Origin of the sequence: Paracoccus ravus, assembly GCF_004522175.1 — a bacterium.
Classification (GTDB): domain Bacteria; phylum Pseudomonadota; class Alphaproteobacteria; order Rhodobacterales; family Rhodobacteraceae; genus Paracoccus; species Paracoccus ravus.
In genome coordinates this window covers 148,021-174,160 of sequence record NZ_SDEB01000003.1, presented here as the reverse complement: position 1 = coordinate 174,160, position 26,140 = coordinate 148,021, and the positions used below count along the sequence as shown (strand labels likewise).

29 protein-coding genes are annotated in these 26,140 nt (G+C 64.1%); 4 read left to right on the top strand and 25 right to left on the bottom strand.

Features of this window, described 5'->3' with window-relative positions; translation table 11 throughout:
• Nucleotides 1-3: 3 nt before the first annotated feature.
• The gene (locus ESZ60_RS04205; RefSeq protein ID WP_134679164.1) at nucleotides 4-603 is read left to right on the top strand and encodes a TetR/AcrR family transcriptional regulator; all 600 of its coding nucleotides are present in this window, start codon (nucleotides 4-6) and stop codon (nucleotides 601-603) included.
• Here ESZ60_RS04205 and ESZ60_RS04200 read toward each other — a convergent pair.
• From ESZ60_RS04200 to ESZ60_RS04120, 17 genes are all read right to left on the bottom strand, one after another.
• Entirely contained in the window at nucleotides 587-1,207 is a 621-nt protein-coding gene (locus ESZ60_RS04200) for an acyltransferase (RefSeq protein WP_134679163.1), read from the bottom strand. The two genes, ESZ60_RS04205 and ESZ60_RS04200, sit on opposite strands and share 17 nt — an antisense overlap.
• On the bottom strand, nucleotides 1,204-3,267 hold the full coding sequence (gene paaZ, locus ESZ60_RS04195; RefSeq protein ID WP_134679162.1) for a phenylacetic acid degradation bifunctional protein PaaZ: 2,064 nt from the start codon (nucleotides 3,265-3,267) through the stop codon (nucleotides 1,204-1,206). Before paaZ ends, ESZ60_RS04200 begins: the two co-directional genes overlap by 4 nt.
• Nucleotides 3,268-3,306: 39 nt before the next feature.
• Entirely contained in the window at nucleotides 3,307-4,053 is a 747-nt protein-coding gene (locus ESZ60_RS04190; protein WP_134679161.1) for a Phenylacetic acid catabolic protein, read from the bottom strand.
• A gap of 17 nt (nucleotides 4,054-4,070) precedes the next feature.
• Nucleotides 4,071-5,147 (bottom strand): 1,2-phenylacetyl-CoA epoxidase subunit PaaE, encoded by a 1,077-nt coding sequence (gene paaE, locus ESZ60_RS04185; RefSeq protein WP_134679160.1) that lies wholly within the window; start codon nucleotides 5,145-5,147, stop codon nucleotides 4,071-4,073.
• A gap of 34 nt (nucleotides 5,148-5,181) precedes the next feature.
• Nucleotides 5,182-5,706: a 1,2-phenylacetyl-CoA epoxidase subunit PaaD gene (gene paaD, locus ESZ60_RS04180; RefSeq protein ID WP_134679159.1), complete on the bottom strand. Its 525-nt coding sequence runs from the start codon at nucleotides 5,704-5,706 to the stop codon at nucleotides 5,182-5,184.
• 5 nt (nucleotides 5,707-5,711) lie between these two features.
• Complete coding sequence (paaC, locus tag ESZ60_RS04175) at nucleotides 5,712-6,485, bottom strand: 1,2-phenylacetyl-CoA epoxidase subunit PaaC (protein WP_134679158.1); 774 nt, start codon at nucleotides 6,483-6,485, stop codon at nucleotides 5,712-5,714.
• Nucleotides 6,485-6,772 (bottom strand): 1,2-phenylacetyl-CoA epoxidase subunit PaaB, encoded by a 288-nt coding sequence (gene paaB, locus ESZ60_RS04170; RefSeq protein ID WP_134679157.1) that lies wholly within the window; start codon nucleotides 6,770-6,772, stop codon nucleotides 6,485-6,487. Before paaB ends, paaC begins: the two co-directional genes overlap by 1 nt.
• Before the next feature lie 39 nt (nucleotides 6,773-6,811).
• The gene (locus ESZ60_RS04165) at nucleotides 6,812-8,254 is read right to left on the bottom strand and encodes an amidase family protein (protein WP_209021229.1); all 1,443 of its coding nucleotides are present in this window, start codon (nucleotides 8,252-8,254) and stop codon (nucleotides 6,812-6,814) included.
• A 2-nt stretch (nucleotides 8,255-8,256) separates the two neighbouring features.
• Nucleotides 8,257-9,243 carry a 1,2-phenylacetyl-CoA epoxidase subunit PaaA gene (paaA, locus tag ESZ60_RS04160; protein WP_134679155.1) on the bottom strand — a complete coding sequence of 329 codons (987 nt, stop codon included), beginning with the start codon at nucleotides 9,241-9,243 and terminating at the stop codon, nucleotides 8,257-8,259.
• A 14-nt stretch (nucleotides 9,244-9,257) separates the two neighbouring features.
• The gene (gene pcaF / locus ESZ60_RS04155; protein ID WP_134679154.1) at nucleotides 9,258-10,463 is read right to left on the bottom strand and encodes a 3-oxoadipyl-CoA thiolase; all 1,206 of its coding nucleotides are present in this window, start codon (nucleotides 10,461-10,463) and stop codon (nucleotides 9,258-9,260) included.
• A 158-nt stretch (nucleotides 10,464-10,621) separates the two neighbouring features.
• Nucleotides 10,622-11,602 (bottom strand): PaaX family transcriptional regulator C-terminal domain-containing protein, encoded by a 981-nt coding sequence (locus ESZ60_RS04150; protein WP_245155570.1) that lies wholly within the window; start codon nucleotides 11,600-11,602, stop codon nucleotides 10,622-10,624.
• A complete protein-coding gene (locus tag ESZ60_RS04145) occupies nucleotides 11,553-11,996 on the bottom strand; it encodes a cytochrome c family protein (RefSeq protein WP_134679153.1) in 444 nt (147 codons plus the stop codon). Before ESZ60_RS04145 ends, ESZ60_RS04150 begins: the two co-directional genes overlap by 50 nt.
• Nucleotides 11,996-12,445, bottom strand: coding sequence for a c-type cytochrome (locus ESZ60_RS04140; protein ID WP_167620056.1), 450 nt, complete (start codon nucleotides 12,443-12,445; stop codon nucleotides 11,996-11,998). The genes ESZ60_RS04145 and ESZ60_RS04140 overlap by 1 nt, the downstream gene beginning before the upstream one ends.
• Before the next feature lie 11 nt (nucleotides 12,446-12,456).
• Entirely contained in the window at nucleotides 12,457-12,987 is a 531-nt protein-coding gene (locus ESZ60_RS04135; protein WP_134679151.1) for a methylamine dehydrogenase light chain, read from the bottom strand.
• A gap of 24 nt (nucleotides 12,988-13,011) precedes the next feature.
• Nucleotides 13,012-13,602, bottom strand: a complete 591-nt coding sequence (locus ESZ60_RS04130) for a thioredoxin domain-containing protein (RefSeq protein ID WP_134679150.1) — start codon at nucleotides 13,600-13,602, stop codon at nucleotides 13,012-13,014.
• Nucleotides 13,602-14,153, bottom strand: coding sequence for a MauE/DoxX family redox-associated membrane protein (locus tag ESZ60_RS04125; protein ID WP_134679149.1), 552 nt, complete (start codon nucleotides 14,151-14,153; stop codon nucleotides 13,602-13,604). The genes ESZ60_RS04130 and ESZ60_RS04125 overlap by 1 nt, the downstream gene beginning before the upstream one ends.
• 1 nt (nucleotide 14,154) lies before the next feature.
• Nucleotides 14,155-15,285: an amine dehydrogenase large subunit gene (locus ESZ60_RS04120; protein ID WP_134679148.1), complete on the bottom strand. Its 1,131-nt coding sequence runs from the start codon at nucleotides 15,283-15,285 to the stop codon at nucleotides 14,155-14,157.
• Nucleotides 15,286-15,435: 150 nt separating this feature from the next.
• On the opposite strand from ESZ60_RS04120, the gene ESZ60_RS04115 reads away from it, so the two are divergent.
• Nucleotides 15,436-16,374, top strand: coding sequence for a helix-turn-helix transcriptional regulator (locus tag ESZ60_RS04115; protein ID WP_134679147.1), 939 nt, complete (start codon nucleotides 15,436-15,438; stop codon nucleotides 16,372-16,374).
• On the opposite strand, the gene ESZ60_RS04110 is transcribed toward ESZ60_RS04115, so the two are convergent.
• The 7 genes from ESZ60_RS04110 to ESZ60_RS04080 all read right to left on the bottom strand — a co-directional run bounded on the left by ESZ60_RS04110 (nucleotide 16,371) and on the right by ESZ60_RS04080 (nucleotide 24,678).
• Nucleotides 16,371-16,694, bottom strand: coding sequence for a hypothetical protein (locus ESZ60_RS04110; RefSeq protein WP_134679146.1), 324 nt, complete (start codon nucleotides 16,692-16,694; stop codon nucleotides 16,371-16,373). The two genes, ESZ60_RS04115 and ESZ60_RS04110, sit on opposite strands and share 4 nt — an antisense overlap.
• A gap of 55 nt (nucleotides 16,695-16,749) precedes the next feature.
• Complete coding sequence (locus tag ESZ60_RS04105) at nucleotides 16,750-18,036, bottom strand: amidohydrolase family protein (protein WP_134679145.1); 1,287 nt, start codon at nucleotides 18,034-18,036, stop codon at nucleotides 16,750-16,752.
• 10 nt (nucleotides 18,037-18,046) lie between these two features.
• Nucleotides 18,047-18,994 carry an ABC transporter permease gene (locus tag ESZ60_RS04100; protein ID WP_134679144.1) on the bottom strand — a complete coding sequence of 316 codons (948 nt, stop codon included), beginning with the start codon at nucleotides 18,992-18,994 and terminating at the stop codon, nucleotides 18,047-18,049.
• Complete coding sequence (locus ESZ60_RS04095) at nucleotides 18,991-20,040, bottom strand: ABC transporter permease (protein ID WP_134679143.1); 1,050 nt, start codon at nucleotides 20,038-20,040, stop codon at nucleotides 18,991-18,993. The genes ESZ60_RS04100 and ESZ60_RS04095 overlap by 4 nt, the downstream gene beginning before the upstream one ends.
• On the bottom strand, nucleotides 20,030-21,553 hold the full coding sequence (locus tag ESZ60_RS04090) for an ABC transporter ATP-binding protein (protein ID WP_134679142.1): 1,524 nt from the start codon (nucleotides 21,551-21,553) through the stop codon (nucleotides 20,030-20,032). Before ESZ60_RS04090 ends, ESZ60_RS04095 begins: the two co-directional genes overlap by 11 nt.
• 8 nt (nucleotides 21,554-21,561) lie before the next feature.
• Nucleotides 21,562-22,572: a BMP family protein gene (locus tag ESZ60_RS04085; RefSeq protein WP_245155569.1), complete on the bottom strand. Its 1,011-nt coding sequence runs from the start codon at nucleotides 22,570-22,572 to the stop codon at nucleotides 21,562-21,564.
• A 189-nt stretch (nucleotides 22,573-22,761) separates the two neighbouring features.
• The gene (locus ESZ60_RS04080) at nucleotides 22,762-24,678 is read right to left on the bottom strand and encodes a multiheme c-type cytochrome (RefSeq protein WP_245155568.1); all 1,917 of its coding nucleotides are present in this window, start codon (nucleotides 24,676-24,678) and stop codon (nucleotides 22,762-22,764) included.
• A gap of 166 nt (nucleotides 24,679-24,844) precedes the next feature.
• Between ESZ60_RS04080 and ESZ60_RS04075 the strand changes: the two genes are divergently transcribed.
• Entirely contained in the window at nucleotides 24,845-25,228 is a 384-nt protein-coding gene (locus ESZ60_RS04075; RefSeq protein ID WP_134679139.1) for a DUF6152 family protein, read from the top strand.
• A 3-nt stretch (nucleotides 25,229-25,231) separates the two neighbouring features.
• Nucleotides 25,232-25,702 (top strand): DUF2214 domain-containing protein, encoded by a 471-nt coding sequence (locus ESZ60_RS04070; protein ID WP_134679138.1) that lies wholly within the window; start codon nucleotides 25,232-25,234, stop codon nucleotides 25,700-25,702.
• Between the two features lie 17 nt (nucleotides 25,703-25,719).
• On the opposite strand, the gene ESZ60_RS04065 is transcribed toward ESZ60_RS04070, so the two are convergent.
• Nucleotides 25,720-26,130: a hypothetical protein gene (locus ESZ60_RS04065; protein WP_134679137.1), complete on the bottom strand. Its 411-nt coding sequence runs from the start codon at nucleotides 26,128-26,130 to the stop codon at nucleotides 25,720-25,722.
• Nucleotides 26,131-26,140: the final 10 nt, after the last annotated feature.

Genomic DNA, 26,140 nt, shown 5'->3' with positions numbered 1-26,140 from the left:
TTCATGGCTCGGACACGGGCAGTCGATTTCGATGAGAAGCGGCGCGGTTTGCTCGACAGCGCAGCCGCCGTTTTTGCCGAACAGGGCATGGAAAAAGCCTCGATGGCGCAGATCGCCGCGCATGGCCAAGTTTCCAAGGCGCTGCTTTACCATTATTATCCCAGCAAGGGCGAATTGATCTTCGAGATCATCATCACCCATCTGGAAGAGGTCGAAGAGGCTATCGAGGCCGCCGACGACCCCGCTTTGCCGCCACAGCAACGCCTGCGCAAACTGGTCGGCACGGTGCTTGATGCCTATAAGGGCGCGGATAACCAGCACAAGGTGCAGTTGAACGCAAGTGCGGCCCTGACTGATGAGCAAAAGGCCGAAATCCTCGGCATTGAAAAGCGCATCGTGCGGCATTTCGCGGTGGTTCTGCGCGAGATCAATCCCGATCTGGACAATCCCGAGCGCCCCCTGCTGACCCCGGTCACCATGTCTTTGTTCGGTATGATGAACTGGGTCTATATGTGGTTCCGCGAGGGTGGCCGCATCTCGCGCGAAGATTATGCCGATGTGGCGACAACCCTGATCCTCGAAGGGATCAAGGCCGTTCGCTGAAACCTCGGCGCTCCAACAGCAAAGGATCGTAGCGCGGGGCCTCGGCCCTGCGCCGATCCGTTTCCGGCTCCGATAGCGGCTCTGCCGGTTTCAGCTTGTCCCGCGCCTCCAGCGCAAGCTGCTGATAGACGCCCGTGCCGCGCCGTTTCCAGTCGATTTCCTCGGCAGACAGTTCCCGTACCACGCGCGCGGGCGAGCCAACGGCCAAGCTGTTCGCCGGGATCCACGCTCCCGCCTTCACGAAGGCCATAGCGGCGACGATGGTATTCTCGCCGATCACCGCTTCATCCATCACCACGGCATTCATGCCGACCATCGCATTGCGCCCGATTTGGCAGCCATGCAGCACGGCGCCGTGGCCGATATGGCCCAGTTCCTCGACCACGACATCCTTGCCGGGGAAGGCATGGATGACGCAGGTCTCCTGTACATTGCAGCCCGCCTGCAGGATGATGCGCCCGAAATCGCCGCGCAAAACGGCACCCGGCCCGACATAAACTGTCGGGCCGATGATTACGTCGCCGATCACCACCGCCTCGGGATGCACGAAGGCGGCGGGATCGATCACCGGGACGATGCCGTCCCAGGCATAGGTTCGGCTCATTCCGCAGCCTGGGCGACGGCGGGCCAAGTCTTGGCGACCATGGTCAGCACGTCATATTGCGCGACCACCGCCCCGTTCTGGTTGGAGACTTGGCAATCCCAGCGCACCTCGCCATGCTCGGCATTGGCGCGCGGGTTGATCTCCTTGCAGGTCAGGCGGACCTGCAGCGTGTCGCCGAAATAGACCGGGGTCAGGAAGCGCAGGTTGTCGACGCCGTAATTCGCCAGCACCGGGCCGGGATTGGGCTCGACGAAGAGGCCCGCCGCGAAGGAGGCGATCAGGTAGCCATGCGCCACGCGGTCGTCGAAGAACGGGTTCGCCTTGGCCGCCACCTCGTCCATATGGGCATAGAAGGTGTCGCCGGTGAAATGGGCGAAATGCTCGACATCCTCGCGGGTGATGGTGCGGGTCGCGGTCACCAGCTGGTCGCCGATGCTGAGCTCGGCCAGGGACTTGCGGAACGGATGCACGCCCTGCTGCGCCGGCGCGCCCTCGATCCAGCGCCCGGTCACTGCCGAAAGCAGGCGCGGCACGCCCTGCACGGCAGTGCGCTGCATGTAATGCTTGACGCCGCGCATGCCACCCATTTCCTCGCCGCCACCGGCACGGCCCGGACCGCCATGGACCAGCGCCGCCAGAGGCGAGCCATGCCCGGTCGAGGTCTTGGCCGAGGCGCGGTTGCCGATCATGACGCGGCCATGGAAGGGCGCGGCCCCGATCACCACCTCTTCGGCGACCTTGGGATCATCGGTGAAGACCGAGGAAACCAGCGAGCCCTTGCCCATCCGCGCCAGCTCGACCGCCTCGCCCAGATCGTCATAGGGCATCAGGGTCGAGACGGGACCGAAGGCCTCGACATCGTGGATATTCTTCGCGGCGAAAGGCTTGTCGGCGTAAAGCAGAACCGGGTTCAGGAAGGCACCGGCCTCGGCATCGCCCGAGGACAGGCGGACCTCGTCGGGATTGCCCGCGACGATCTCGGCATCGGCTTGCAATTCGCGGATGCGCTCGCGCACCTCGTCGCGCTGCTCGAAGCTCGCCAGCGGGCCCATGCGGGTCGCCTCATCCCCCGGCAGGCCGACGGCGGTCTTTTCCAGCCGTACGCGCAGCGCCTCGACCAGCGCCTCGACCTGCGCGCGGGGCGCGATGACGCGGCGGATGGCGGTGCATTTCTGCCCGGCCTTGGTGGTCATCTCGCGCGCCACCTCCTTCACGAAAAGGTCGAATTCCGGCGTGCCCGCGACCGCGTCGGGGCCGAGGATGGCGGCGTTCAGGCTGTCCGCCTCCATGGTGAAGCGCACCGAGTTCTCGACGATCGCCTTGTGCGATTTCAGCTTGCGCCCGGTCCAGGCCGAGCCGGTGAAGGTCACCGCGTCCTGCCCCGTGACATGGTCCAGCAGGTCGCCGACCGAGCCGCAGATCAGCTGCAGCGCGCCTTCGGGCAGGATGCCGGTCTCGATGATGCGGCGCACCATCAGTTCGGTCAGGTAGGCGGTCTGCGAGGCCGGCTTGACGAGGCAGGGCACGCCCGCCAGCAGCGTCGGCGCGATCTTCTCGAGCATCCCCCAGATCGGGAAGTTGAAGGCGTTGATATGGACCGCGACGCCCTGCAGCGGCGTCAGGATATGCTGGGCGCTGAAGGTCGAATCCTTGCTGAGCGTCTCGACATCCCCATCGGTCAGCACGCGGGTATTGGGCAGTTCGCGGCGGCCTTTCGAGGCGAAGGTCAGCATCGTGCCGATGCCGCCCTCGATGTCGATCCAGCCATCGGTGCGGGTCGCGCCGGTTTTCAGGCTTTCGGCGTAGAATTCCTCTTTCATGCCCATCAGCGCCAGACCCAGCGCCTTGAGCATGGCGGCGCGGTCATGGAAGGTCATGGCGCGCAGCTTTGCTCCGGCAACCTCACGACCGTAAGCCAGCGTCGCAGCAAAATCGACACCGGTTGAATCGATCAGGGCGACGGGCTGACCGGTCGCTGCATCCAGAAGGGTCTGCCCGTCCTTCGCGCCGGGGGTCCAGCTGCCACAGACATAGCTTTCAAGCCGACGCAGAGTGGTCATGTGTCAATTCCTCGATCAGTTCTTGGGGGCCACGGCCAGTCAAAGGCCGATTGCGGCCAGACGTTCGGTGACAAGCGCCTGCCAGCGGGCAAGCAATGTTTCGTTAGGGGTATGGCGCAGCCCGAACCGCGCCAGAATGTCGTAGCGGGTGGATGCAAGGCAGCCAAAGCCCACCGCCACCCGGAGTTGCCAATAGGCAATGGACGCGCGGGCGGCGTCTGGGTCGTTCGCGGCGATGCGTTCCAGCCCTTCAAGACCCAGTTCCGCGTGGCGCGCCTCGCGCGGGGCGATATCGCGGAAAACCTCGGCCAAGGGCGCATAGGAAACGCGGGTCAATTCCGTCATCTGCACGCCGGTCGCAAGGCCCTGAAGCACGTTCAGGACGACCGCATCGATCCAGCCGGTGATCGGGTAATGCAGCACCGAAAGGCGCATGTCGCCGCCGGTCCGAGTGCCACCCAAATCCTCGTCGCGACCGACCCGCGCAGCCCAGTCATGCTGGGTTTCATATCGCGCCGTATCCGTACCAAAATCGGCCATCACGCTCAGAACACGCTCGGCGTGGTCGGCTTTTTCCAACGTGATCCGGCTGGCGGCAATGCGTTCCTTGATACCCGGCGCGTAATTGATCGAGGCGGCAAATCCGGCAGATGCTGCCAGTTCGCTGTCGACAAAGCTCGACATCAGCCGCAAAAGCTCGCCACGATAGCGGGCCGGCACGTTTTCCGGCGCGGTCAGAACACCGCCTTGCGCCAGATATTCCTCGATATTCATCGTTTCGGACATGTCGGCCCCCTTCGGGTTCATTCGTCGTAGCTGACGACCACGCGTTCGCTCAGCGGATAGGCCTGACAACTCAGGACATAGCCCGCGCGGACCTCGTAATCTTCCAGCGCGTGGTTCACGGCCATTTCCACCTCGCCCTCGATCACCTTGCAACGGCAGGTCGAGCAGACGCCCGCCTTGCAGGAATAGGGCGCGTCCATGTTATTGGCGATGGCGGCGTCAAGGATCGTCTCGCCCTGCCGCGCCATTTCAAAGCTACGGGTCGCGCCGTCCAGCGTGACGGTGGCGGCAGTCCCTGCCCCCGGGACGATGGCGTCACGCGAGACGGCGCGGGCCTTGGCGCGTCCATGCTGGCCGCTGGCGAACAGTTCAAACTTGATCTGTGCTTCCGTCAGGCCGTGCTCTTTCAGCGATCCGGCAATCGCCAGCATCATCGGCTCGGGACCGCAGATAAAGGCAGTGTCGATGGACTTGGCATCCAACCAGTGCTGGAACAAAGCCGTCATCTTGTCGGCGTCGATCCGACCGGTGAACAGGTCGATTTCCTGCCCTTCCTGCTCAAGGACATGGATGACCGAGAAGCGGCCCAGATAAAGGTTCTTCAGATCGTCCAGTTCCTCGCGGAACATGATCGTGTTGATCTGGCGGTTGGCATAGACCAGCGTGAATTGCGAGCCCGGCTCGCGCGCCAGCACCGTCTTGATGATCGAAAGAAGCGGCGTGATGCCCGAACCGCCGGCGAAGCCCAGATATTGCTTTTCCGCCCCCGCCTCGATCGGGGTATAGAACTTGCCCATCGGCGGCATGGCGTCGATTTCATCGCCGGGGGCGAGGTTTTCGTTGGCCCAGGTCGAGAAGGCGCCGCCATCGACGCGCTTGATCCCGACCTTGAGGCAGCCCTCGTCGAGGCCGGCGCAGATCGAATAGCTGCGGCGCAACTCCTCGCCGTCGAAATCGCGGCGGAAGGTCAGGTATTGGCCTTGGGTGAAGTCGAAGAGCGCGCGATCCTCGTCGCGCGGGGCAAGGGTCACGACCACGGCATCGCGAGTCTCGCGGCGCACATCGGTGACCTTCAGCGGGTGGAAGCGTGCCATTTGGGTATCCTTCCTGAAGAAGCGGGATGCATCCTCAGATGCATTTGAAATAGTCGAAGGGTTCCAGACAGTCGGTGCAACGATAGCTTGCCTTGCAAGGCGTCGAGCCAAACTGGCTGAGTTTCTCGGTCTTGGTCGAGCCGCAGCGCGGGCAGGCGATGGTCAGGTTCGAGGATCCGGCCAGCCGCGCGATCCGCCCGGCCAGCCTGCCATCGGCGGCGGTGCCGTCGATGGGCGGCGCGATGCCATAGGCGCGCAGCTTCTCGCGGCCTTCCTCGGTGATCCAATCCGTCGTCCAAGCGGGCGAAAGCTGACGCTCCAGCCGCAGCTTGTCGATGCCGTGGCCGCGGAGCGCCGTCTCGATATCAAGGTTGATGATCGAGGTCGCCGGGCAGCCGGAATAAGTCGGCGTGACGGTAACGACCAGCGTGTCATCAGCCCAAGCAACATCGCGGATAATGCCGAGGTCGGTCAAGCTGATGACCGGGATCTCGGGGTCCGGGACCTGCGAGAGCCAGTCCCAGACCTGATCCGTGCCGGGGTGCTGCGCGGCGTTCATCGCACTTACCAGCTTGCGCCCGGATAGGCGCGCTGCAGGAACTGCATCTCGGCCAAAAGGAAGCCCAGATGTTCCGAATGGATGCCCTGCTTGCCACCTTTGTGCTGCCAAGCCTGACCCGGATTTTCCAAAGTCGCCTCGGCCAGAACGGCGTTCACGGTCGCCTCCCAAGCGGCTTTCAGGCTGGAGGGCAGCGGCGCGATGCCTGCCTCGGCCACGGCCTGATCGGTCGCGTCGTCAAGGAACATCTCGCCGGTATAGACCCAAAGCGATTTCAGCGCCTTGGCCATACGCTCATGGCTTTCCGCCGAGCCGTCGCCCAGACGGATCACCAGATCGGCCGACCGTTCGAGGTGGTAAGCCACCTCTTTCTCGGCCTTGGCGGCAATCTCGGCGACGCGGCTGTCGGTGGATTTCGCCAGAGCGCGCAGCAGTTCGATATGGAAGGCGTCAAACAGGAATTGGCGCATCAGCGTCACGCCGAAATCGCCATTCGGGCGCTCGACCAGCAGAAGGTTGCGGAAACCGCCCGCGTCACGCAGGAAAGCCAATTGGTCGGCGGTGCGACCTTTGTCCTCGACCTCGGCGGCAAGGCCGAGCCAAAGCTGGCACTGCCCGATCAGGTCGAGCGCGGTATTCGCCAGCGCAATGTCCTCTTCCAGCGCGGGCGCATGGCCGCACCATTCCGAGACCCGGTGGCCAAGGATCAGGGCATTGTCCCCGACCCGCAGCAGCCATTCCGCGAAAGCGGTCCGGTCGATGCTTGCAACATCCGCCATCACATATGCCCCACAACGTCCGGGATGTCGAAGAAGGTCGGGTGGCGATAGACCTTGGAATTCGCCGGCTCGAAGAGCGGGCCTTTTTCCGAAGGCGAGGACGCGGTGATCGCGTTCGACGGCACGACCCAGATCGAGACACCCTCATTGCGACGGGTATAGACGTCGCGAGCGTTGCGGATCGCCATTTCAGCGTCGGGCGCGTGCAGGCTGCCGACATGACGGTGGTTCAGGCCATGCTGACCACGGATGAAAATTTCCCACAGGGGCCATTCATTCTTGGACATGTTTGGGTCCTCCCTCGAGTGCCAATAAGGCGCGTTCATTCATTTGCGGACGGGCAGCGAGGTGCGCCCGAGCAGGGATTCAATTGCCATCCCGATCGCGATCAGCGCGCGATCGGAACCGGCAGGGCCGTCGAGTTCGATGCCGACCGGCAGGCCGGTGACAGGACCAAGGCCAGCGGCCACGGAAAGACCGGGGATGCCGGCATTGGAACTCGGATCAGCATTGCGGATGAAGCTGCCAAAGACTTCGGGCGCGCTGGCCTCGGGGCCTTGCTTGGCGGCAACCTGCGGCGTGGTCGGGAAGACCACCGCCGCGACGCCGCTTTGCGCGAAAAGCTTGGCGTAAGCCTCGATCAACGCCGGGCGCGCGACCTCGATTGCGTGGCGATAGATCGGCGCGGTCTCGACCAATTGGCCATCCGGCGTCGGCATCTTGCCGGGCAGGACAAAGACCTCATAGGTGGCGCTTACATCGGGGCTGGCTATGGCTGCCACGACATCTTCGATGGTCTTGCCGGGGACTTCCGCCGCGAGGTAGTCGCGCAGGTGATCCCCGGCCTCGCCGAAGCAGAGCGGGAAGCTGACCTGATGGTTCAACTCAAAAATCTGCGCGACATCCAGCGTCACAAACTCAACGCCAGCCGCTTCCAATTGGGCTTTCACGCCGTCCCAGACCGCCTGCACATCCCCATCGAGACCCGCCAGAAACTCAGCGCCAAGGCCAAGTTTCAGCCCGGACAAGGCAGCGGGGGTGATTTCCGCATCGCCCGTGATCACACGGTCAAGAAGTTCGATATCGGTGACCGTCGCAGCAATCGCGCCCGCCGTGTCGCGGGTCTTGGAGATCGGGATCAGCCCCTGCCCCGGATAGCGACCGATGCTCGGACGCAGGCCCGAAATGCCATTGATCGCCGCCGGAAGGCGAACCGAACCGCCGGTATCCGTGCCAAGACCAACTGTGACCGCACCAGAACCGACCAAAGCGCCGGAGCCGCTGGAAGAACCTGCCGCGAAACGGGTCAGATCATAGGGGTTGCGCACGCCCGTCTCCGCGCCGGTCTGGTAGGTCGGGTTGTAGCCCGAGATGCCAAAGGCCAGTTCGTGCATATTGGTCGTGGCGACGACAATCGCCCCGGCCTCGACCAGCTTCGCCAGAACCGGCGCGTCAGACTGGGCAATGGCGTCCTGAAGCCCCGGAGTTCCGCCAGCCGCAGGCAAACCGGCGACCTGAATATTGTCCTTGACCACGATCGGCAGCCCGGCCAGCGGGCCGCTGATCTCACCCGCATCGACGGCGCGGGCGGCTTGCAGCGCGACATCAGCATTCAGATGCGCGACGGCATTCAGGCCCGACCAAGCCGCGATCTCGTCAAGCGCGGCCTCGACCGCCGCGACTGCCGAAACCTCTCCCGCGCGGATCGCGGCGAGGCATTCCCCCGCCGATCGGCGTTGAACCGACTGAGAGACGGATGCGCCGTCCATAGTCATTCCGCCGCGTGACGGCGCGAGGCCGCTTTTTCGGCATGGGCCATCAGCCCGTCGCGGAACCATGCGCCGTCGTCCCAAGCCTTGACGCGAGCACCAAGGCGCTCCTCGTTGCAGGGGCCATTGCCGGCGATCACGGCGAAGAATTCGGACCAATCCGGCTCGCTGAAATCATGGCCGCCCTTTTCCTCGTTCCATTTCAGGTTCGGGTCAGGGATGGTCAGGCCCAGATATTCGGCCTGAGGAACGGTCTGGTCGACAAACTTCTGGCGCAGTTCGTCATTGGTGTTGATCTTGATCTTCCACGCCATGGACTGGGCCGAGTGAACCGAGTCCTTGTCCGAGGGGCCGAACATCATCAGAGACGGATACCAGAAGCGGTTCAGCGCATCCTGAGCCATCGCTTTCTGCTCGGGCGTGCCCGCGGCCATCTTCATCATGATGTCGTAGCCCTGCCGCTGATGGAAGCTTTCTTCCTTGCAGATGCGGACCATCGCGCGGGCATAGGGACCGTACGAGGTCCGCTGCAACGGCACCTGGTTCATGATCGCCGCGCCGTCGACCAGCCAGCCCACCGCGCCGATATCGGCCCAAGTCAGCGTCGGATAGTTGAAGATCGAGGAATACTTCATCTTGCCGCTATGAAGCTGCTCCAGCAGTTCATCGCGCGAGATGCCCAGTGTCTCAGCCGCCGAGTACAGGTACAACCCGTGGCCCGCCTCGTCTTGCACCTTGGCGAGCAGGATCGCCTTTCGTTCCAGCGTCGGCGCGCGGGTGATCCAATTGCCTTCGGGAAGCTGGCCGACGATCTCGCTATGCGCGTGCTGGCCCATCTGGCGGATCAGGGTCTTGCGATAGCCTTCAGGCATCCATTCCTTGGGCTCGATGCGTTCGCCGCGGTCGATGCGCTCCTGGAAGGCGATTTCCTCGGGCGTCATCTCGTCGCGGGTTTTCGACCCTTCGGATTTCACGAGCTGTGCATACATGGCTGGCCTCCCTGTCAGACGCGTTCGATGATCATGGCGATACCCTGCCCCACGCCGATGCACATGGTGCAAAGGGCATAGCGCCCGCCGGTCCGGTGAAGCTGATACATCGCGGTGGTCACAAGCCGGGCGCCCGACATGCCCAGCGGATGGCCAAGCGCAATGGCCCCTCCGTTCGGGTTAACATGGGGTGCGTCATCCGGCAGTCCAAGATCGCGCAGCGTCGCAAGTGCTTGACTGGCGAAAGCTTCGTTGAGTTCGATCACATCCATCCGGTCGATGGTCAGACCGGCGCGTTCCAGCACCTTGCGGGCGGCGGGCGCGGGACCGATGCCCATGATGCGCGGCTCGACCCCGGCAGCGGCCATGGCGACGATGCGGGCCTTCGGCACGAGGCCGTGTTTCTCGGCAGCGGCGCCCGACAGGATCGCCAGCGCGGCCGCGCCGTCATTCACGCCCGAGGCATTGCCGGCGGTGACGGACAGATCGGGGCCGTTCACGCCCTTGAGCTTGGCCAGCTGCTCGGCGGTGGTGCCGGGACGGGGATGCTCATCGGTCGAAACGATGATCGGGTCGCCCTTGCGCTGCGCGACGCTGACCGGGACGATCTCGGCGGCGAAGATGCCGGCCTCCTGCGCGGCGGCCCAGCGGGCCTGACTGCGCGCGGCGAAAGCGTCCTGATCCTCGCGCGAGATCCCGAAATCTGCGGCGACATTATCGGCGGTCTGCGGCATCGTATCGACGCCGAATTGCTTCTTCAGCGCCGGGTTGACGAAGCGCCAGCCGATCGTGGTGTCATAGACCGCATTGCTGCGCGAGAAGGCGCTTTCCGCCTTGGGCATGACGAAGGGCGCGCGGGACATCGACTCGACCCCGCCCGCGAGGACGAAATCGCAATCGCCCGCGCGGATCGCACGCGCGGCCATGCCGACCGCATCCATGCCCGAGCCGCAGAGGCGGTTGATCGTCGTCGCCGGAACCCCGATGGGCATGCCCGCCAACAGGACCGCCATGCGGCCCACGTTGCGGTTGTCCTCGCCGGCCTGGTTGGCGCAGCCGAAGATCAGGTCATCGACGGCGGACCAGTCGACGCCCGGATTGCGCTCCATCAGCGCTTTCAGCGGCAGCGCCGCCAGATCGTCCGCCCGGACCGAGGCAAGCGCCCCGCCGTAACGCCCGATGGGCGTCCGTACCGCGTCGCAGATGAAGGCGTCGTTCATGCCTCACTCCCTTGAAGTCTGGAAAGATCGGCAAACCTCCAATTCACCGACCGCTTGGTCAGCTTATACGCGACAAAACATCACAGGGAAATAGGAAATATGAATATGTCTGTGATGTTTTCAGGCGCGCAATTCATCGCATTGAATTTGCTATACTTTCAGGAAAGGCCCGCGAGGCGTTTCGCGGTTTCCGGGGTGGTCTCGGCCAGGAAGCCCTCGACCCCCTCGAATCGCGCGGCGATGTGGCGGTCGGCCGCGGGGCTGAGATCGCGGTAGAGCGCGCGAAACAGCGCCCGCGCCTCTAGCCCCTTCCAGTTCTCGGGCAGGGCCTGGGCCGGCAGGCGCGGATCGCGCAGCAGGACGCCGCGATAGACATGGACGAGCAGCAGCCGCGCGACCAGCGCCACGCCGTCCGACAGCCCGCCCTTGCGCGCCGCCTGTGCAAGGGCATCGAAACGCGCGAGCATGTCGAGATAGCGCGCCTGCAGGGCCGAGAGATCCCAGTAGCCCGCGAGATCATTCACCGCCTCGGGATCGCTTGCGCGAAACAGCACGGCACCGGGCGGCGGGATCTGCCCGCGGTCGGGGCGGATGAAGACCTGTCCCCCCATATGGCCCATGCGCAGATGGCGGGCCTCATCCTCGGACAGGCCCGGCGCGTGCAGGATCTGCCAGCCTTGCGCGGGAATGTCGGGGGCGTAGAGCAGGGCCGCGGCCTCGGAGAATTCCTTCTGCGCCGAGGCATCGAGCCGGTAATAGCTGCGCCGCCCGGCCCTTTCCCCCGCCAGCCGCTTGGCCGCGACCAGGCGTGAGACGGCGGTGCGCACCAGCGATTCATTGATGCCGACGCGCTCGCAAATTTCGATCAGCGTGCCGGTCCAGAGAACCCCGCCGCGCGGCACGACGACATCGCCATAGACAGTCACGATGAAGGCGGCCGAGCGCAAAGGCAGCCCGTCCAATATTCCGGCAATCAACCCGTTCTCGGCCATCATCCCCCCGCGCGACAGAAAGACGCGGGCCGAGATCTCGGCCCGCGCGTCGGGATTGATTACGATGCGGACGGGAATTCCGCCATAGGCGGCGGGATTACGGCCAGGGATAAGGCGCGATCTCGACGCCCTGATCCTGCATCTCATAGGTCAACTCGCGGCGCTCGACGACGATGTCGGGGATCACGGCCATGCGGCGCTCGGTGACTTCCTCGGCGGTAAAGGGCTTGGCCCCTTCCTCGGATGCCCAGGTGTCGAGGATATAGTTCATCACCGCCGCGATTTCGGCATTGCTCATCGAATTCGACACGACGCCCGGCACATGCATCATGTAAGTCCGGCCACGGTCCGAATGGGCGATCTTGCCGACAGAGCCGGGAAAGGTGGGAACCCCACCCTGCTCACTGCCCTGACCCGAGACATTGTGGCATCCCGAACAGAGCAGCACATAATTGGCATGGGCCGAGCGCTCTTGCCCATGCGCCGCTGTCGCGAGGACAAGGGCCAAGGCTGCCGTGGCAATCCCGCACCGCATCGGCATCACTCGGTTTTCGGGCGCATGGCGCGAAGATCGGCGGCGCTGATCTTCTGAGCCTTGGCCGCGGCAATGTCCTCGGCGGTCACGACCTTGTCGGTTTCGCCAAGCGTGCCCAGAACCCAGCTGTTGATCGCGGCCATTTCCTCATCCGAGGGCCCCTCGATCCCCGGCATGGCGAGACCGATATATTTCTCGCCCGCGGCCGTGATGGTGCCGTTCAGCCCATGGGTGGTCACGGCCGAGATATAGGTCGTAGCCTGATCACCCAGACCGGCCCAGAAGCCCGGACGGTTCAAGGGCGGGGCAAAGCCGGGCGTGCCGATCCCGCCTTCGTTGTGGCAAGCGGCGCAGTTTTCCGAGAACAATGCCTCGGCCTGCGCCGGGTCGGCCGCGAAGGCAGCGCCCGATCCCGAAAGGATCAGGCCTGCGGCAGCGGCGAGAAGCTTCAACAATGCCATGCTCCTTACTCCGCCAGACCGACGACGACCGAAACGGTGCAGTGATAGCCCTTGGCGTCATTGGCCATGCACCAGTTCACGTCGTTATAAAGGCCCATGCGGTAGCCCGGACGCTCGCCCTTCGAATTGTAGCAGAAGGTGGTCGAGGGGATCAGCGGCTTGCCGCAGCAATCGTTGTAGCTGACCAGATAGTCCTTGTTGTCCTCGGGATTGGTGCAGGTGCCGACCCAGGAGACAGCCGAGACCGACGAGCCCGGCGGGCAGGAGGTCAGCGAGCCGCCCGCTTCCTGGCACAGGAAGCCGTCGATGGCGCATTGCCGCCAATAGCCGCAGGCATCCTCGGCGGCGGCGGCAGAACCCGCCGCATTGGCCCGACGGTCGAAGGGCAGGATCGGCGCAAGAGCCACGCCGCCGACAATGGCCCCGCCCGCACGGGCGAGAAAACTGCGGCGGCCGTGGCGGCGGGCAGCCCCGCGCGCCTTTTCCTCGGTCATCCGGTCAAGGCCCGAGAGCAGGCGGTCCAGAAGTTTCGTCATGTTCATCTTCCCTGTTTTATTTGGTTATGCCGCAGTCAGGCCTTGGGCCGCCTGCAGCGAAGCCACACCAGTTTCGGAAGCCGTCAGCAGGCTTTCGAGTTGTTCACGATTGTTGACGAGGCCCTTGCCGATCACGACCCCATCCGCGCCGATCAGCACGCCGAAGGGCAGTTTCGAGACCTTGAAGGCCATCCCCAGTTCCGACGAAAGCGTATAGGGGAAGGATTCCAGCCCCTCGGCCTCGATCAGGTGGCGATGAAGCGGCTCGCGCCCATCCGAGGCCAGCACGACATCGAGCCAGCGCCCCTCATCGGCCCGGATCGATTTCAGCGCCGGCAGCAGCGCCTTGCAGATCGGGCAGGTCGTGGACAGGAAGAACACCAGCCGCGCCTTGTCCTGCTTGGCCCCCAAGGAAAGCTGCGGCCCGTTCAGGTTCGGCAGCATCAGGTCAGGGGCACGCGCGCCGATTTCCGGCCCGGCATGCGAGATCATCGCGCCGACCGGGGCCACGCGCTCGAACAAGACGCCGATCTGGCGGGCAAGGACATAGATCACCGCGAATTGGATCAGCACGACGACCCAAAGCGCGACAAGGGCGAAGATCAGGTATTCCATCACATGGATCCTTTCGACAGATCGCGCCGGAGCTGCCGAATGTTCGGCAGGTATGACGCGAATTTTTCGAGCAGGCCGTAGCTTGCAAACAGCGTGAGCCCGGCACAAAGGCCAAGGATCGCGCCCGCAATGCCAATCGCATTCACCGGCAGAAGCGCCACCGCCAGAGACAGGCCGACCAGCACTGCATTACGCAGCAGGCTAAGGCCCGAGACCGGGGTGGGCGCACCACCGCAACCGCAATCGATCTCGACCTTGCCCTGCCGCAGGGCGCGGGCCATCAACAGCCCGTAACCTGCAAACAAGACCGCCGCGACCAGACCGGCCATGGGCCGCACGGGCGCAATCAGCAGTGCCAGCGCGGTGCCTGCCTCGATCAGGGCCAGAACCCGGACAAGACGTGGCACCCAAGCCTCGGGGGCGGCACCGTAATCAAGCGCCGCGCCGACCGTGCGGTAGAAATCCGTCAGCTTGTGCAGGCTCGCCCGGGCCAGCACGAAGGCCAGCACCCAGGCAAGACCGTTTGCGGCAAGCGACAGCCCGGTCTCCATCTTAGTAATCCGCCTGCATCAGCGCCGGGAAAATCGCAGCGCCTTCGCGTTCGGCGGCCTTGGTCAGCGCAACCTCATCGCCCAGAGCGACAGCATATTTCACAAGCGTTCCCATATGGGTCACGCCGTACAGATCGGGCGCGTCCCCCTTGGTGACCATGATGCCGGTCTCGCCATTGGCGGCCGAGCGGCCCTTGACCTTGAAGGTCGAGGCGTCAACCGCCCAGATCTCCTCGGCCGGGTTCTTATGCGAGCCGTCGAAGGGTCCCTTGTGCATCATCACGAAGATCGTGTTCGACGCAGCGTGATAGGTCATCACCTCGGAGCCGCTTGGAGCCCATTCGCCGCCTTCGATGCTGACGGTGTTTTCCAGCTTCGCAGCCTCGCCGCTGTCATCGACAACATGGAAATTGCCGCCGAAGGACAGGTAGACCAGCTTGCCGCCGACGCGCAGCGGATTGGCGAAAAGCGGATCCTTGTCTGCATCAAAAATCTGCTCGGATTTCACCGGTTTCGAGAAAGTGCCGTCGGCCTCGTAAGTGAAGCTCGCGAATTTGCCATCGCCGCAGATCGTGCTGAAACGGCGGCCTTCGATGGCCGGAATGGCGGTCCAGCAACCGGGCGTGGGGATCTCGGCGATATCCGCGCCCTTTGCCAGATCGACCACCGTGACCGATGTCGCTGGCGTCGCATTCTGCACCAGCAGGAAGTTTTCGCCATCGCCAAGGGTCAGCGTGCCGGTTTGGCTTTCGACATGGGCGAATTTGTCATTGATTTCGAATTCGCGCTTGGCTGTCATGGTCTGGAGGTCCCATTCATGCACCACGGCATGGATCGGGCCATAGACATAACGCTCAAGATAGGCCGAGACGGTATAAAGCGTCTTGCCGTCCTTGCTCAGGATCATCTGACCGAACGAGCCGGTGCCGATATTGCCCTTGAGCTTCAGGTCCTCATTGCCAAAGACATAGACCGGCGACGAGCCGACCATGCCGAAATCCATCACCAGCACATTCGGGCCGGGGGCGATCTTTTCTTCGATGGTCAGGGTCTCGGGTTGGATCTCGTCGGCGGCATGAGCCGTCCCGGCAAGGGCCATCAAAGTCATCGTCAGGGCAGTGGTCAGTTTCACTTTGCCATCTCCTGTTGGAATTTTTCAGCGAGGATAAACTGACCGCTCGGTCGAATTTATACAGATTGTAACTTTTTTTTTGCTCCAAGATCGGGCAAACGGCATCGCGGTCGGGATGAGGAGAGTGCCCGCCGCCAAGGAGGTCCAGCCATGCCGCAGCAATTGCGCAAAGCCACGGATGTCACGCTGACGGGTGCGGATGACAGCTGGAGCTACATGTCCCGGCGCTATGATGATTTCACCGCGCAGGAGCAGGGACTCGACGGCTTCGAGCAGCGCTATCGCCAGATCGGCAAGGGGGCCTATCAGGGCCATATCGAGAGCCTGAGGATAGGCGGAACCTGCCTCTCGCGCGAGCGTGCCAATCTTGCGATGGAAAATGAATTCCGTTTTCCCGACAATGTGATGTGCCTGGCCTTCCCGACCTCGGCGGCCAGCCAGGGCACGGGGTCCTTCGGCGAAGTGGTGCCGGGCCGCGCCGTCATGCCACCCTCGGGCCGCGACAACCTTTTCTATGCCGGAAGGATGATGGATCTGGTGATCCTGACCTTGCCTGTGGATGCCGAAATCCGCGAGCTTTGCACGGGTCATTCGCTGGTCGGCGCAAGCTTCACCGGCTGGCTTTGCACCGTTCTCGACATCGTCCGCAATGGCTATGGGCGTGCCGAACTGATTCGCCTGCTGCCCGACCTGATTCGCGATCACCTCGCGCTTCTGCAGCCCGAAAGCGCCCGGCCCGGCCCTGCCACGCAAAAAGAGCGGGCGATTTTCGACGAGATCAATCAGGCCTGCGCCATGATGATGCCCGAGGACATGACGGTGACCGGCCTCGCCGCGCGACTCGACCGCCCGCGGGCCGATCTGCGCCGCGCCAGCCTCGCCATATCGGGCCAACGCCTCGACGATTTGTTGGCGGCGCGGCGGATGAACGATGTCTATCGCGCGCTGCGCCACGATAAATGCGACCGCTCGATCGGCGAAACCGCTCTCGACCACGGCTTCATGCATGGCGGGCGCTTCTCGATCGCCTTCCGCGAGATGTTCGGCATCCGGCCTAAAGACGCCCGCAGATTGGGCCGCGAGACCTAATGCGCCCCGCGCGAGGGGTCCAGCACACAGCGTTCGGGATGGCGCGGATCGACCAGAAGATTGACGTGATCGCCCGGATGCAGCGCCTCGGGGTCCAATCCCTCGGTCCCCAGATGCCGCGATGAGCCTTCGTCTGCGGGCAAGGTCACATCCAGCATGGGCACCGCATTCTTGCCCAGAACCTCGTAGCCCGCGCGTGCGACCACGGCATCGACATGATGCCAGCGCGCACGCCTGTGGCGCAAGATCAGCCGCGGGGCAAGATAGGCCAGCCCGCAAAGACCCAGAAGCACCAGCGTGACGATTGCGAGTTCCCGCAAAGCCTGCCTCCCATCGCGTCCGTCCCTCGATCATCGCATGAAATCCCGGACTGCGTCACGCCTTCGGCGCGCGCCGTCGGAACTGGTCCGGGCGACCGGGCAGGTTAAGCGTCGCGTCCCCCCGCGGGCTGCGCGCAATCACCTTGCCTTTCGAAATCACCGCCAGTCGCGCCGGGCGCAGGCGCAAGGCCTCGATCGCGCTGCCGGCATCGAGCACCACCAGCGAGGCGCGCCTGCCGACCGCGATTCCCAGATCGTCCAGCCCCATGATCGCGGCATTGGTCGCGGTCACCATCTCGAAGCAACGCGCCATCTCTGCCGGCGAGGACATCTGCGCGACATGCAGCCCCATGAAGGCCACGTCGAGCATGTCGCCGGTTCCCAGCGAATACCACGGGTCCAAGACGCAATCCTGCCCCCAGCCGACACGGATGCCATGCGCCTGCATCTCGCGCACACGCGTCAGGCCACGCCGCTTCGGGAAACTGTCATGCCGCCCTTGCAGCATGATGTTGATCAGCGGATTGGGGATGGCCGAGACCCCGGCCTCGGCGATCAGCGGCAGCAGTTTCGAGACGTAGTAATTGTCCATCGAATGCATCGAGGTCAGGTGGCTGCCCGCGACCCGGCCCTGCAGCCCGAAACGCTGCGCCTCATAGGCCAGCGTCTCGATATGGCGCGACAGCGGATCATCGGTCTCGTCGCAATGGATATCGACCATCAGCCCGCGATCCGCCGCGATCCGGCACAGATCGGCAAGCGAATCCGCGCCGTCCTGCATGGTGCGCTCGAAATGCGGGATGCCGCCGACCACGTCGACGCCCATGTCCAGCGCCCGGATCGTATTCGCCCGCGCCGTCGGGTCGCGATAAAGTCCGTCCTGCGGAAAGGCCACCAATTGCAGGTCGATATAGCCGCCGACCCTGTCGCGCAGTTCCAGCATCGCCTGCACGCCGAGAAGCCGGTCGTCGCAGGTATCGACATGGCTGCGGATCGCCAGCAGGCCCATCGAGGCCGCCCAGTCGCAATAGGCAAGGCCACGCGCCACCATCTCATCGACGGTGACGATCTGTTTCAATTCACCCCAAAGCGCGATCCCCTCGAGCAGCGTGCCCGAGGCATTGATCCGCGGCAGCCCGTAGCTCAGCGTCGCATCCATGTGAAAATGCGGATCGACAAAGGGCGGGCTGACCAGATCGCCCGTGGCATCGATGATTTCCCTTGCCTCCATGCCTTCGGGCAGGATCTCGACGGCGGCGATACGATCGCCGGAGATGCCGATATCGGCGCGGGTTCCATCGGGCAGAGTGCCGCCCTTTACGATCAGGTCGAACGCGGACATCTTTTCCCTTTCATCTTTCGCCCTTGCGGAAGGGCCGCATCAAGGCGGCAGGCACGGACGCGCGGCGCGAGGACAGAACCAGCGCGAGGATCGACAGCAGATAGGGCAGCATCAGAAAGATCTGGTAGGGCAGATCCGCCCCGAGCGTCGTCTGTTGCAGTCGGATCTGCAGCGCATCGAAACCGGCGAAAAGCAATGCCCCGGCAAGGGCCTTGCCCGGGCGCCACGCGCCAAAGACGACCAGAGCGATGCAGATCCAGCCGCGTCCGTTGACCATCCCGAAGAAAAAGGAATTGAACGCGGATAGCGTCAGAAAGGCCCCGCCCATCGCCATCAGCCCAGAGCCGGCTATGACCGCCCCGCTCCGCAGCCAGGCGACCGACAGGCCCTGCGCGTCGACCGCGGCGGGGTTTTCGCCCACCGCCCTCAGGGCCAGTCCCAGAGGCGTGCGGGCCAGAAGCCAGCTCACCAGCCCGGCAAGTCCAAATGCCAGATAGGTCATCGGTGTCTGGTCGAAAAAGGCCGGTCCGATCAGCGTGATCTGCGACAGAACCGGCACGGGCCAGTTCTGGAATGCCTCGATCTTGGGCGGCGAGGCCACTTCAGGCAGCGCGACGCGATAGGCAAAATAGCTCGATGAGGTGGCAAGCAGCGTGATCCCGATGCCGACGACATGCTGCGACAGACCGAAAAGCACCGTCAAACCGGCATGAAGCAGACCAAAGCCCATCCCGGTCAGGCAAGCCACCGCGACCGCAGGCCAGAGCCCCATGCCGGCATAGGCCGCGAGCCAGCCAGAAAATGCGCCGGCCACCATGATCCCCTCGATCCCGAGGTTCAGCACGCCGGCCCTTTCGCAGATCAACTCGCCCAAAGTGGCGAAAATCAGCGGCGAGGCGATCCGCACCATCGCGATCCACAGGCTGGCCGAGGCCAGGATCTCGACGATCTCGCTCATGCCCGGCGCAGCCTGTAGCGGGTCATGGTCAGGGCCAGAACCATCGCCAGCAACGCAAAGGCCAGAAGCATGTCGGCGATATAGGTCGGCACGCCCGCCGCGCGGCTCATGCTGTCCGCTCCGACAAAGACCGCGGCCACGAACAGCGCGGCCAGCACCACACCAAAAGGGTTCAGTGCCGCCAGCATGGCGACGACGATGCCGGTATAGCCATAGCCAGGCGAGAGGTCCAAGGTCAGGTTTCCCTTGAGGCCCGCGACCTCGGAGAATCCCGCCAGCGCCGCCAGGCCGCCCGAAAGCGCCGCGGTGCGCAGCACCACGCGCGGCACGCGGATCCCCGCGAAACGCGCGGCTGCCTCGCCCGCGCCGACGGCCCGCATCTCGAAACCGGCCACCGTCCGGCGGTCGATGATCCAGACCGCAAATGCCGCGATCACTGCAAGTCCAAATCCCCAATGCAGCCTGAGGCCCGGCAGGATGCGTGGCAGCCGCGCCTCATGCACAAGCGGCGCGGATTTCGGCCAGCCCATGCCCATCGGGTCCTTAAGCGGCCCCTCGAGCAGCATCGAGACGATGAGAAGCATGATGAAATTCACCAGCAAGGTCGTCACCACCTCATCAACGCCGAGGCGCAGTTTCAGCATTGCCGGGACAATCAGCAAAACGGCCCCCGCCAAGATCGCGGCCAGTGCCAGAACGGGGATCAGGAGCGGGGACGGCAAGGGCAATATGCCTGTCCCCAACAGGACCGTCACCAGTGCGCCCGCGTAAAGCTGGGCCTCGGCCCCGATATTCCAGAGCCGGGCACGAAAGGCCACCGCGACAGACAGGCCCGCGAAGATAAGCGGCGTCGCGCGGTTCAGCGTTTCCATCAGGGCAAATTTGGTGCCAAGCGCGCCCTTGGCGATCAGGCCAAGCGCCGCGAAAGCATCCGCCCCCGCGAACCGGGCCAATGCCGCGCCTGCAAGCGTCGTCGCGCCAAGCGCGACCAGCGGCGGAAGGACCCGACGTGCGAAGCCCGGCGCGGCGATCGGTTCAAGCCGCATCGTCGAAGCCCCTGCCCGCCATCCACAAGCCCAGATCCGTACTGCGCATGGTCCCGCGCGCAAAACCGGGCGACAAACGACCCTTCGAGATCACATGGATCACATCAGAAAGTGCCATGATCTCTTCGAGATCCTCCGAGATCAGCAGGATTGCGGCGCCACGCCTCCGGGCTGCCAGCAGTTTTTCCTGCACGAAGCGCAGCGCGCCGATATCGAGGCCCCGGACTGGCTGGTTGGCAAGGATCACCGCCGGCGCTTCCTCGAGCACCCGGCCAAGGATCAGCTTTTGCATATTGCCGCCCGACAAAAGGCGGATCCGCGCATCAGGGCCGGGGCAGCGGATGTCATAGCCTGCGATCAGCGTTCGGGCATGGGCGCGTGCGGCATGCCAGTCGATCCAGCCGCTTCGCGAGAAACGCGGCTCGCGGATCCGTTCGAGCACCGCGTTCTCGGTCAGGGTGAAATCGCCGATGGTACCGGCATGATGGCGATCCTCGGGGATGCGGGCGATACCCTGCGCGATCGCGGCGGCGGGGGACCAGTCGCGGATCTCGCGGCCCGCGATCTCGATCCGGCCCGAGCACGGCACGGCCAAGCCCGCGATCAGGGCAGCGAGCGCCGCCTGCCCGTTTCCAGAAACCCCGGCAAGCCCCGTGATCCGCCCCGCGACCAGCTCCAGGCTGAGCCCGCGCAGATCGGGCCTCTGCCCCGAGGTCTCGACATCGCGCAGGCGCAGGGCGACATCGCCTTCGCGGGTTTTCTGCACGACGGGCACCGGCACGTCATTTCCGACCATCATCGCCGCTAGTTCGGCGGGATTGGTCTGGCTGATGGCAAGCGCGCCAGCGACGCGGCCCTGGCGCAGCACCACAACCCGATCGGCAATGGCCATGACTTCGTTCAGTTTGTGAGAGATGAAGATGATGGACAATCCACGCTTCACGGCGCGACGCAGCGTGGCAAAAAGCCCTTCGGCCTCCTGCGGCGTGAGAACGGCCGTGGGCTCGTCCAGGATCAGGATCCGGGCCTCGCGGTAAAGCGCCTTGAGGATCTCGACCCGCTGCCGCTCGCCCACCGAAAGCGCGGCAACCGGCATATCGGGATCGATCCGCAGCCCGTATTCCTCGGCCAGAGACAGAACCCGCTTGCGCCCGGCAGCCCTGCCCGAGCGCAGGGCGAAGAGCGGCCGCGTGCCCAGCAGAAGGTTGTCCAGAACCGTCATATTCTCGGCCAGGGTGAAATGCTGATGCACCATGCCCAATCCCCGCGCCAAGGCAGAACGGGGCTGGCCAAAAGGCAGGGGCGCACCGAACACCTCAATGCGGCCTTCATCCGCAGTGTAATGACCGAAGACGATATTCATCAGCGTGGTCTTGCCCGCGCCGTTTTCACCCAGAAGCGCCAAGACTTCGCCCTGCGCGACCTCCAGCGAGACCCGGTCATTGGCAAGGACCGGGCCAAAGCGCTTGGTGATGTTGGAAAGCCGCAAGGCAACGGTGGAAGCACGGGACATGACGCGGCTCAGGCGGGCTTGGGCTCGCTGTCCACGACCTCGACCTCGAAGCTGCCATCCTTGATTGCAGCTTCCTTGGCGGCAATCAGCGCGAGCGCGGCCTGCGGGATCTTGCCGTCAAAAGTCCCAAAGGGCGCCAAGGACGCGCCGCCTTTGCTCATATAGGAATAAAGCCCGTAATTCTCGGCGGCAAAGCTGCCGGACTTGATCTTTGCAAGCGCGGCCGCGAGCGTCGGCTCGAAATGCCACAGGGCCGAGGCGACCACCGTGTCAGGATAATCCGGCTGCGTGTCGATGACATTGCCGATCGCGAGAACGCCTTTTTCCTTGGCCGCGTCCGAAACACCGAATCGTTCGGCATACATCACATCCGCGCCGCCCTCGATCATCGCGAGTGCCGTTTCCTTGGCCTTGGGCGGATCGAACCACGAGCCGATGAAGCTGACCTGGAATGTCGCATCGGGTCGGCTCTCGCGGACCCCTGCCATGAATGCATGCATCAGCCGGTTGACCTCGGGGATCGGAAATCCGCCGACCATGCCGATATTGCCGGTCTTGGTCATGGAACCAGCGACGATCCCGGTCAGGTAGCTGGCGTCCTGAATGTAATTGTCGAAAACGGAAAAATTCGGCAGCGCGCCGTCGGGCATGAAGCTTGAGCCCATCAGGAAGGCGGTTTCGGGATAATCCACCGCGACCTCGCGCGCCTCCTGCTCGACACCGAAAACCTCGCCCAGGACCAGCTTGGCCCCCCCTTCGACATATTCGCGCATGACACGCGGATAATCCGTGTTCGAGACGTTTTCAGAGAAGACATATTCGATCTCGCCCGCTGCCTTGGCGGCTTCCGCCGCCTTGTGGATCCGGCTGACCCATTGCTGCTCGACCGGCACGGTATAGATCCCCGCGACCTTGATCGGTGCGCCTTGGGCACGCAGCGGAATGGCGCTGGCCAAGAGCCCCGCCGCACCGGTTGCAAGCAGACGGCGGCGGTTGAGGTAAAGTGAATCGCGCATCATTTCCCCATATCGTGTCATGGGCTGATACTGGAACCAAGCGTCGGAAAAGACAGGATTCGGGACAGAAAAATCGCCCGAAAACCGCATCTGCCCAACCCGCAGGCAATCCGCCGCCCTGCCCGGATCTTCTGTGTGGCGGATGCGCTGGCCGGTCGTGGCCGCACGGCGCGTGGTAATCCCCGAGCGCGCCTAGCCGCCCAGCCGAAGTGCCAGATCGAGCAAGGCCACCTCGCCGGGATTGGCCTCTAGCGCTTCGTCCAGAGCGGTTCGGGCGGCTTCGGGGCCCTCGGTCGCGTCCTTGATGCGAACGATCATGACCCAGGCGTCCACGAGTTGGGGATCCAAGCGCACCGCCTCGCGGAAGGCGCCCTCGGCAGCCGAAAAATTCCGCATCGTCAAAGCCGTCCCCGCGAGCACCAGATGGGTTTCGGGGAAATCTGTCCGGTTGGCGAGGGAATCGCGCCATTCGCGCGTAACGCGCTGCATGGATTGCGCGATGGCCTTCGGCATATGCGCCATCGGAACTGCGAGCAGTTCCTGCGCCGTGGAAATCCGAACCAGACGCGCCGGATCGTCCAGAAGGCCTAACAGGTCCTGAACTTTCTGAAGCGGGGACGCAGCGCGGTAAAGCCGGGCCGTCGCCGTCCGGATCATGGCACTGTCATCCGCAAGAAGCGGCGCGGTATCGGTCACCGCCTGCTCGTCCGCCGCGGGCTCCATCAGGTAAAGCGCGGTGGCGCGGACCAGATCGGGCTGAGCCGTATCGCGCGCGATCCGCAGCAACTCGGGCAATGCCGCGGCGGGATCAGTCGCCGCCTTGGCAAAGCTTGTTCCGAAATGCGTGCCGCGATGCGTGGAATCGGGATACCAGGCGGCGATGGTCTCGGCCGCCCAGTCAGCGGTCCTGTCCTTGTGACAGCTGGTGCAGGCATCCGGCGCGCCGGTTGCCTTGGCAAGGTCGGGACGCGGGATGCGAAAGCTATGATCCGCCCGCTCGTCATTGCCCATATAGGTCTGCTCGGTCATGTGGCAGTTGCGGCATTCTGCGCCCGCCGAGCCTTCCATGTGAAAGTGATGCTCCGGCCCGTCGAACACCTTGAGCGGCAAGCTGGGGAAATCGGGATTTCCGGCCTCGGAATGGCATTGCGTGCAGATGGCGTTGCCTTCTGCTTTCAGCTTGGCCTCGTGCGGGTCATGGCAATTCGTGCATCCGACGCCCTTGGCATACATCTTGGATTGCAGGAAAGAGCCGTAGACATAGACTTCTTCCTTGATCTGCCCATCGGCGTGATAATTCTGGGGCGTCAGAAGGGCGAGGCGGTAGCTGTCGTGATACGGCGTTCCGGGCAGAGGATTGCCGTCGCCAAACGCCTCGCGGCGGGAATGGCAATTTGCGCATTGCTGGATCCAGCCCTCGGTGCCCGCCTTGACGGACATGGTAAATCCATAGGCATCCAGACCGGGCCGCTCGATCGGCTTCTTGTCCTCGGCCCAGTGCAGATGGGCCGAGCCGGGGCCGTGACATGCCTCGCAGCCGACGCCGATCTCGGCCTGCATCGAGGCATAGGTTCGGGTCGCGGGATCATAGCGCTTGCGATAGCCGGTCGCATGGCATTCAGCGCAGCGCGCGTTCCAGTTCTTGTAGGGACCGCTCCAATGCAGACCATCCGTGGGGGCCAGCATGTCGTCGGGGTAAAGGTGAAACCATTCCTTGCGGTCGACGTCCCAGACCACGTCAAAGCTTTGCAGCCGCCCCGGCTCGGTTTCGAAAAGATACTGCTGCAAAGGTTTCACGCCCACCACCGAATGGACGTCATATTCCGTGGTCTTGCCATCCATCTCGGTGACGCTGGCATGGAATTTCTCGCCACGGCGCGAAAACTGGACCGATGTGCCGCTGCCTGAAAAACTGGTCCCGTCGAAATCGGCAAGGACGTTTTCCGGCACAGGCTCTGTCCAGGCCAGCCCGTGATCCGAATTTTTCCAGGATTGCGCCTCATCGGCATGACAGGACGCGCAGGTCTGCGAGCCGACATAGACCGGATGGTCCTGCGCGATCGACATAGATGCGGAAGCCAGAAACAGCATGGCTGCAAGTTTAAGCATCACCTCGACATCCCATCGCATCAACGCATCCATCCCATGCTGAGCAGGTTTCGCACGGCATTTCCAGTGCCATTCCCAAAGGCATGCGCGCATCGTGATAACGTCATTGTCAGCCCGCGACAGGTCAAACGGCGCTAAGCTGGGGCACATGGCCAGGGGATTTGACATGCCTTTTCGCCGCCGGGAACTGCTTTGCGTCGCCGCGACCTTGCCGGTTCTGATCCGCCCGGCGCTCGCCCATCACGGCTGGTCATGGGCCGAAGAGGACCAGTCCCGCCTTGAAGGCAGGATCGACTCCGTCTCGATGAACCCGCCCCATCCCTCGCTGCGGGTGCGCGCGGCCGATGGCACGGTCTGGGATATCGATCTGGGCAATCCGAACCAGACCGCGCGGTCCGGGTTTACCGCCGAAGCCGCGCCCGTGGGTGCCGCTATCATCGTCATCGGCAATCGCAATCAGGACAGGGACAAGGCCCATATGAAGGCGGTCCAGATCCTGATCGGAGGCAAGCAATTCGATATCTATCCCGACCGCATCCGCAGGGATTGACGCTTGGACACGCTGTTGGACTGGCTTGCCCAGATGCCTCAGGCGCGGGCGATGCGCGGCTCGGGCCATCTCTACATGCTGGTCAACGCGCTGCATATTCTGGGGATCGGGTTGCTTCTCGGGGCGATCCTGCCCTTGGATCTGCGACTGATCGGGCTTGGCCGGACCGATATCCGCGTCCTCGGGCCGTTTCTCGTCCGCGCCGCTGCGCTGGGTTTGGGAATTGCGGTCGCCAGCGGCTTTGCGCTCTGGTCAATCAAACCGCAGGAATATCTGTCCAACGCCGCCTTTCGTTGGAAGGCCGCGATCATCGTTCTGGGTTTGATCAATGTGACGCTTCAGCATCGCTCGGCGGGATGGCGGCAAACGATGCGGACCGGCCATCCCGCGCCTTCGACGCGGGTTCTGGCCCTGGTCTCGGCGCTGATATGGTGCGCGGCGCTGCTTGCCGGACGATGGATCGGATTTCTCTAGGGGGGGCGCGGGGCGGCCTACTGCCAATGACGCGCCTCGACAGTCAGGGGGTGGCCCGGAAATCGCCGAAGAAACTCGGCCCAGCCCGTGGCGGTCCCGCGCAACCGGGCGGCGTCGAAGGCCGCGATCGCTGCGGCATCCGGGTCTTCGGGGTTTGCGTCCGCCGGATCCGGACCTGTCCTGGCCGACAAAGCCGCACGAATACGCGGTGCAGAGGGATCCGTGGGATGACGGGCCAGAAACCGGATCAGCGCGGCATTGGTCCCCGCGGCAATGGCGGCCTCGGCCTCCTGGCGCTCCGTATGGCCTGCGGGCGCGGGCGGCGGAAGCGGCTCGGAACGGCCCGTCTGCGCCGCAAGCGGCGCGGCGATGAATGCCGCGAGTAGAGAGGCCGCGAGGATACAGCTTGGGCGGGCAGCCTTGGACATGGCCTTTCTC

What these genes read in the sequence shown, in the direction of transcription:
- ESZ60_RS04125 (WP_134679149.1), bottom strand. Translation starts at nt 14,153, where the DNA reads ATGGAGACCGGGCTGTCGCTTGCCGCAAACGGTCTTGCCTGGGTGCTG.
- ESZ60_RS04085 (WP_245155569.1), bottom strand. Translation starts at nt 22,572, where the DNA reads ATGATGCGCGATTCACTTTACCTCAACCGCCGCCGTCTGCTTGCAACC.
- ESZ60_RS04095 (WP_134679143.1), bottom strand. Translation starts at nt 20,040, where the DNA reads ATGCGGCTTGAACCGATCGCCGCGCCGGGCTTCGCACGTCGGGTCCTT.
- ESZ60_RS04130 (WP_134679150.1), bottom strand. Translation starts at nt 13,602, where the DNA reads ATGGAATACCTGATCTTCGCCCTTGTCGCGCTTTGGGTCGTCGTGCTG.
- ESZ60_RS04100 (WP_134679144.1), bottom strand. Translation starts at nt 18,994, where the DNA reads ATGAGCGAGATCGTCGAGATCCTGGCCTCGGCCAGCCTGTGGATCGCG.
- paaD (WP_134679159.1), bottom strand. Translation starts at nt 5,706, where the DNA reads ATGAACGCCGCGCAGCACCCCGGCACGGATCAGGTCTGGGACTGGCTC.
- ESZ60_RS04205 (WP_134679164.1), top strand. Translation starts at nt 4, where the DNA reads ATGGCTCGGACACGGGCAGTCGATTTCGATGAGAAGCGGCGCGGTTTG.
- ESZ60_RS04115 (WP_134679147.1), top strand. Translation starts at nt 15,436, where the DNA reads ATGCCGCAGCAATTGCGCAAAGCCACGGATGTCACGCTGACGGGTGCG.
- paaE (WP_134679160.1), bottom strand. Translation starts at nt 5,147, where the DNA reads ATGGCACGCTTCCACCCGCTGAAGGTCACCGATGTGCGCCGCGAGACT.
- ESZ60_RS04105 (WP_134679145.1), bottom strand. Translation starts at nt 18,036, where the DNA reads ATGTCCGCGTTCGACCTGATCGTAAAGGGCGGCACTCTGCCCGATGGA.
- ESZ60_RS04065 (WP_134679137.1), bottom strand. Translation starts at nt 26,130, where the DNA reads ATGTCCAAGGCTGCCCGCCCAAGCTGTATCCTCGCGGCCTCTCTACTC.
- paaC (WP_134679158.1), bottom strand. Translation starts at nt 6,485, where the DNA reads ATGGCGGATGTTGCAAGCATCGACCGGACCGCTTTCGCGGAATGGCTG.
- ESZ60_RS04080 (WP_245155568.1), bottom strand. Translation starts at nt 24,678, where the DNA reads ATGCTTAAACTTGCAGCCATGCTGTTTCTGGCTTCCGCATCTATGTCG.
- ESZ60_RS04190 (WP_134679161.1), bottom strand. Translation starts at nt 4,053, where the DNA reads ATGTCCGAAACGATGAATATCGAGGAATATCTGGCGCAAGGCGGTGTT.
- ESZ60_RS04090 (WP_134679142.1), bottom strand. Translation starts at nt 21,553, where the DNA reads ATGTCCCGTGCTTCCACCGTTGCCTTGCGGCTTTCCAACATCACCAAG.
- paaA (WP_134679155.1), bottom strand. Translation starts at nt 9,243, where the DNA reads ATGTATGCACAGCTCGTGAAATCCGAAGGGTCGAAAACCCGCGACGAG.
- ESZ60_RS04145 (WP_134679153.1), bottom strand. Translation starts at nt 11,996, where the DNA reads ATGCCGATGCGGTGCGGGATTGCCACGGCAGCCTTGGCCCTTGTCCTC.
- ESZ60_RS04200 (WP_134679163.1), bottom strand. Translation starts at nt 1,207, where the DNA reads ATGAGCCGAACCTATGCCTGGGACGGCATCGTCCCGGTGATCGATCCC.
- ESZ60_RS04165 (WP_209021229.1), bottom strand. Translation starts at nt 8,254, where the DNA reads ATGGACGGCGCATCCGTCTCTCAGTCGGTTCAACGCCGATCGGCGGGG.
- pcaF (WP_134679154.1), bottom strand. Translation starts at nt 10,463, where the DNA reads ATGAACGACGCCTTCATCTGCGACGCGGTACGGACGCCCATCGGGCGT.
- ESZ60_RS04075 (WP_134679139.1), top strand. Translation starts at nt 24,845, where the DNA reads ATGCCTTTTCGCCGCCGGGAACTGCTTTGCGTCGCCGCGACCTTGCCG.
- ESZ60_RS04150 (WP_245155570.1), bottom strand. Translation starts at nt 11,602, where the DNA reads ATGAGATGCAGGATCAGGGCGTCGAGATCGCGCCTTATCCCTGGCCGT.
- paaB (WP_134679157.1), bottom strand. Translation starts at nt 6,772, where the DNA reads ATGTCCAAGAATGAATGGCCCCTGTGGGAAATTTTCATCCGTGGTCAG.
- ESZ60_RS04135 (WP_134679151.1), bottom strand. Translation starts at nt 12,987, where the DNA reads ATGACGAAACTTCTGGACCGCCTGCTCTCGGGCCTTGACCGGATGACC.
- paaZ (WP_134679162.1), bottom strand. Translation starts at nt 3,267, where the DNA reads ATGACCACTCTGCGTCGGCTTGAAAGCTATGTCTGTGGCAGCTGGACC.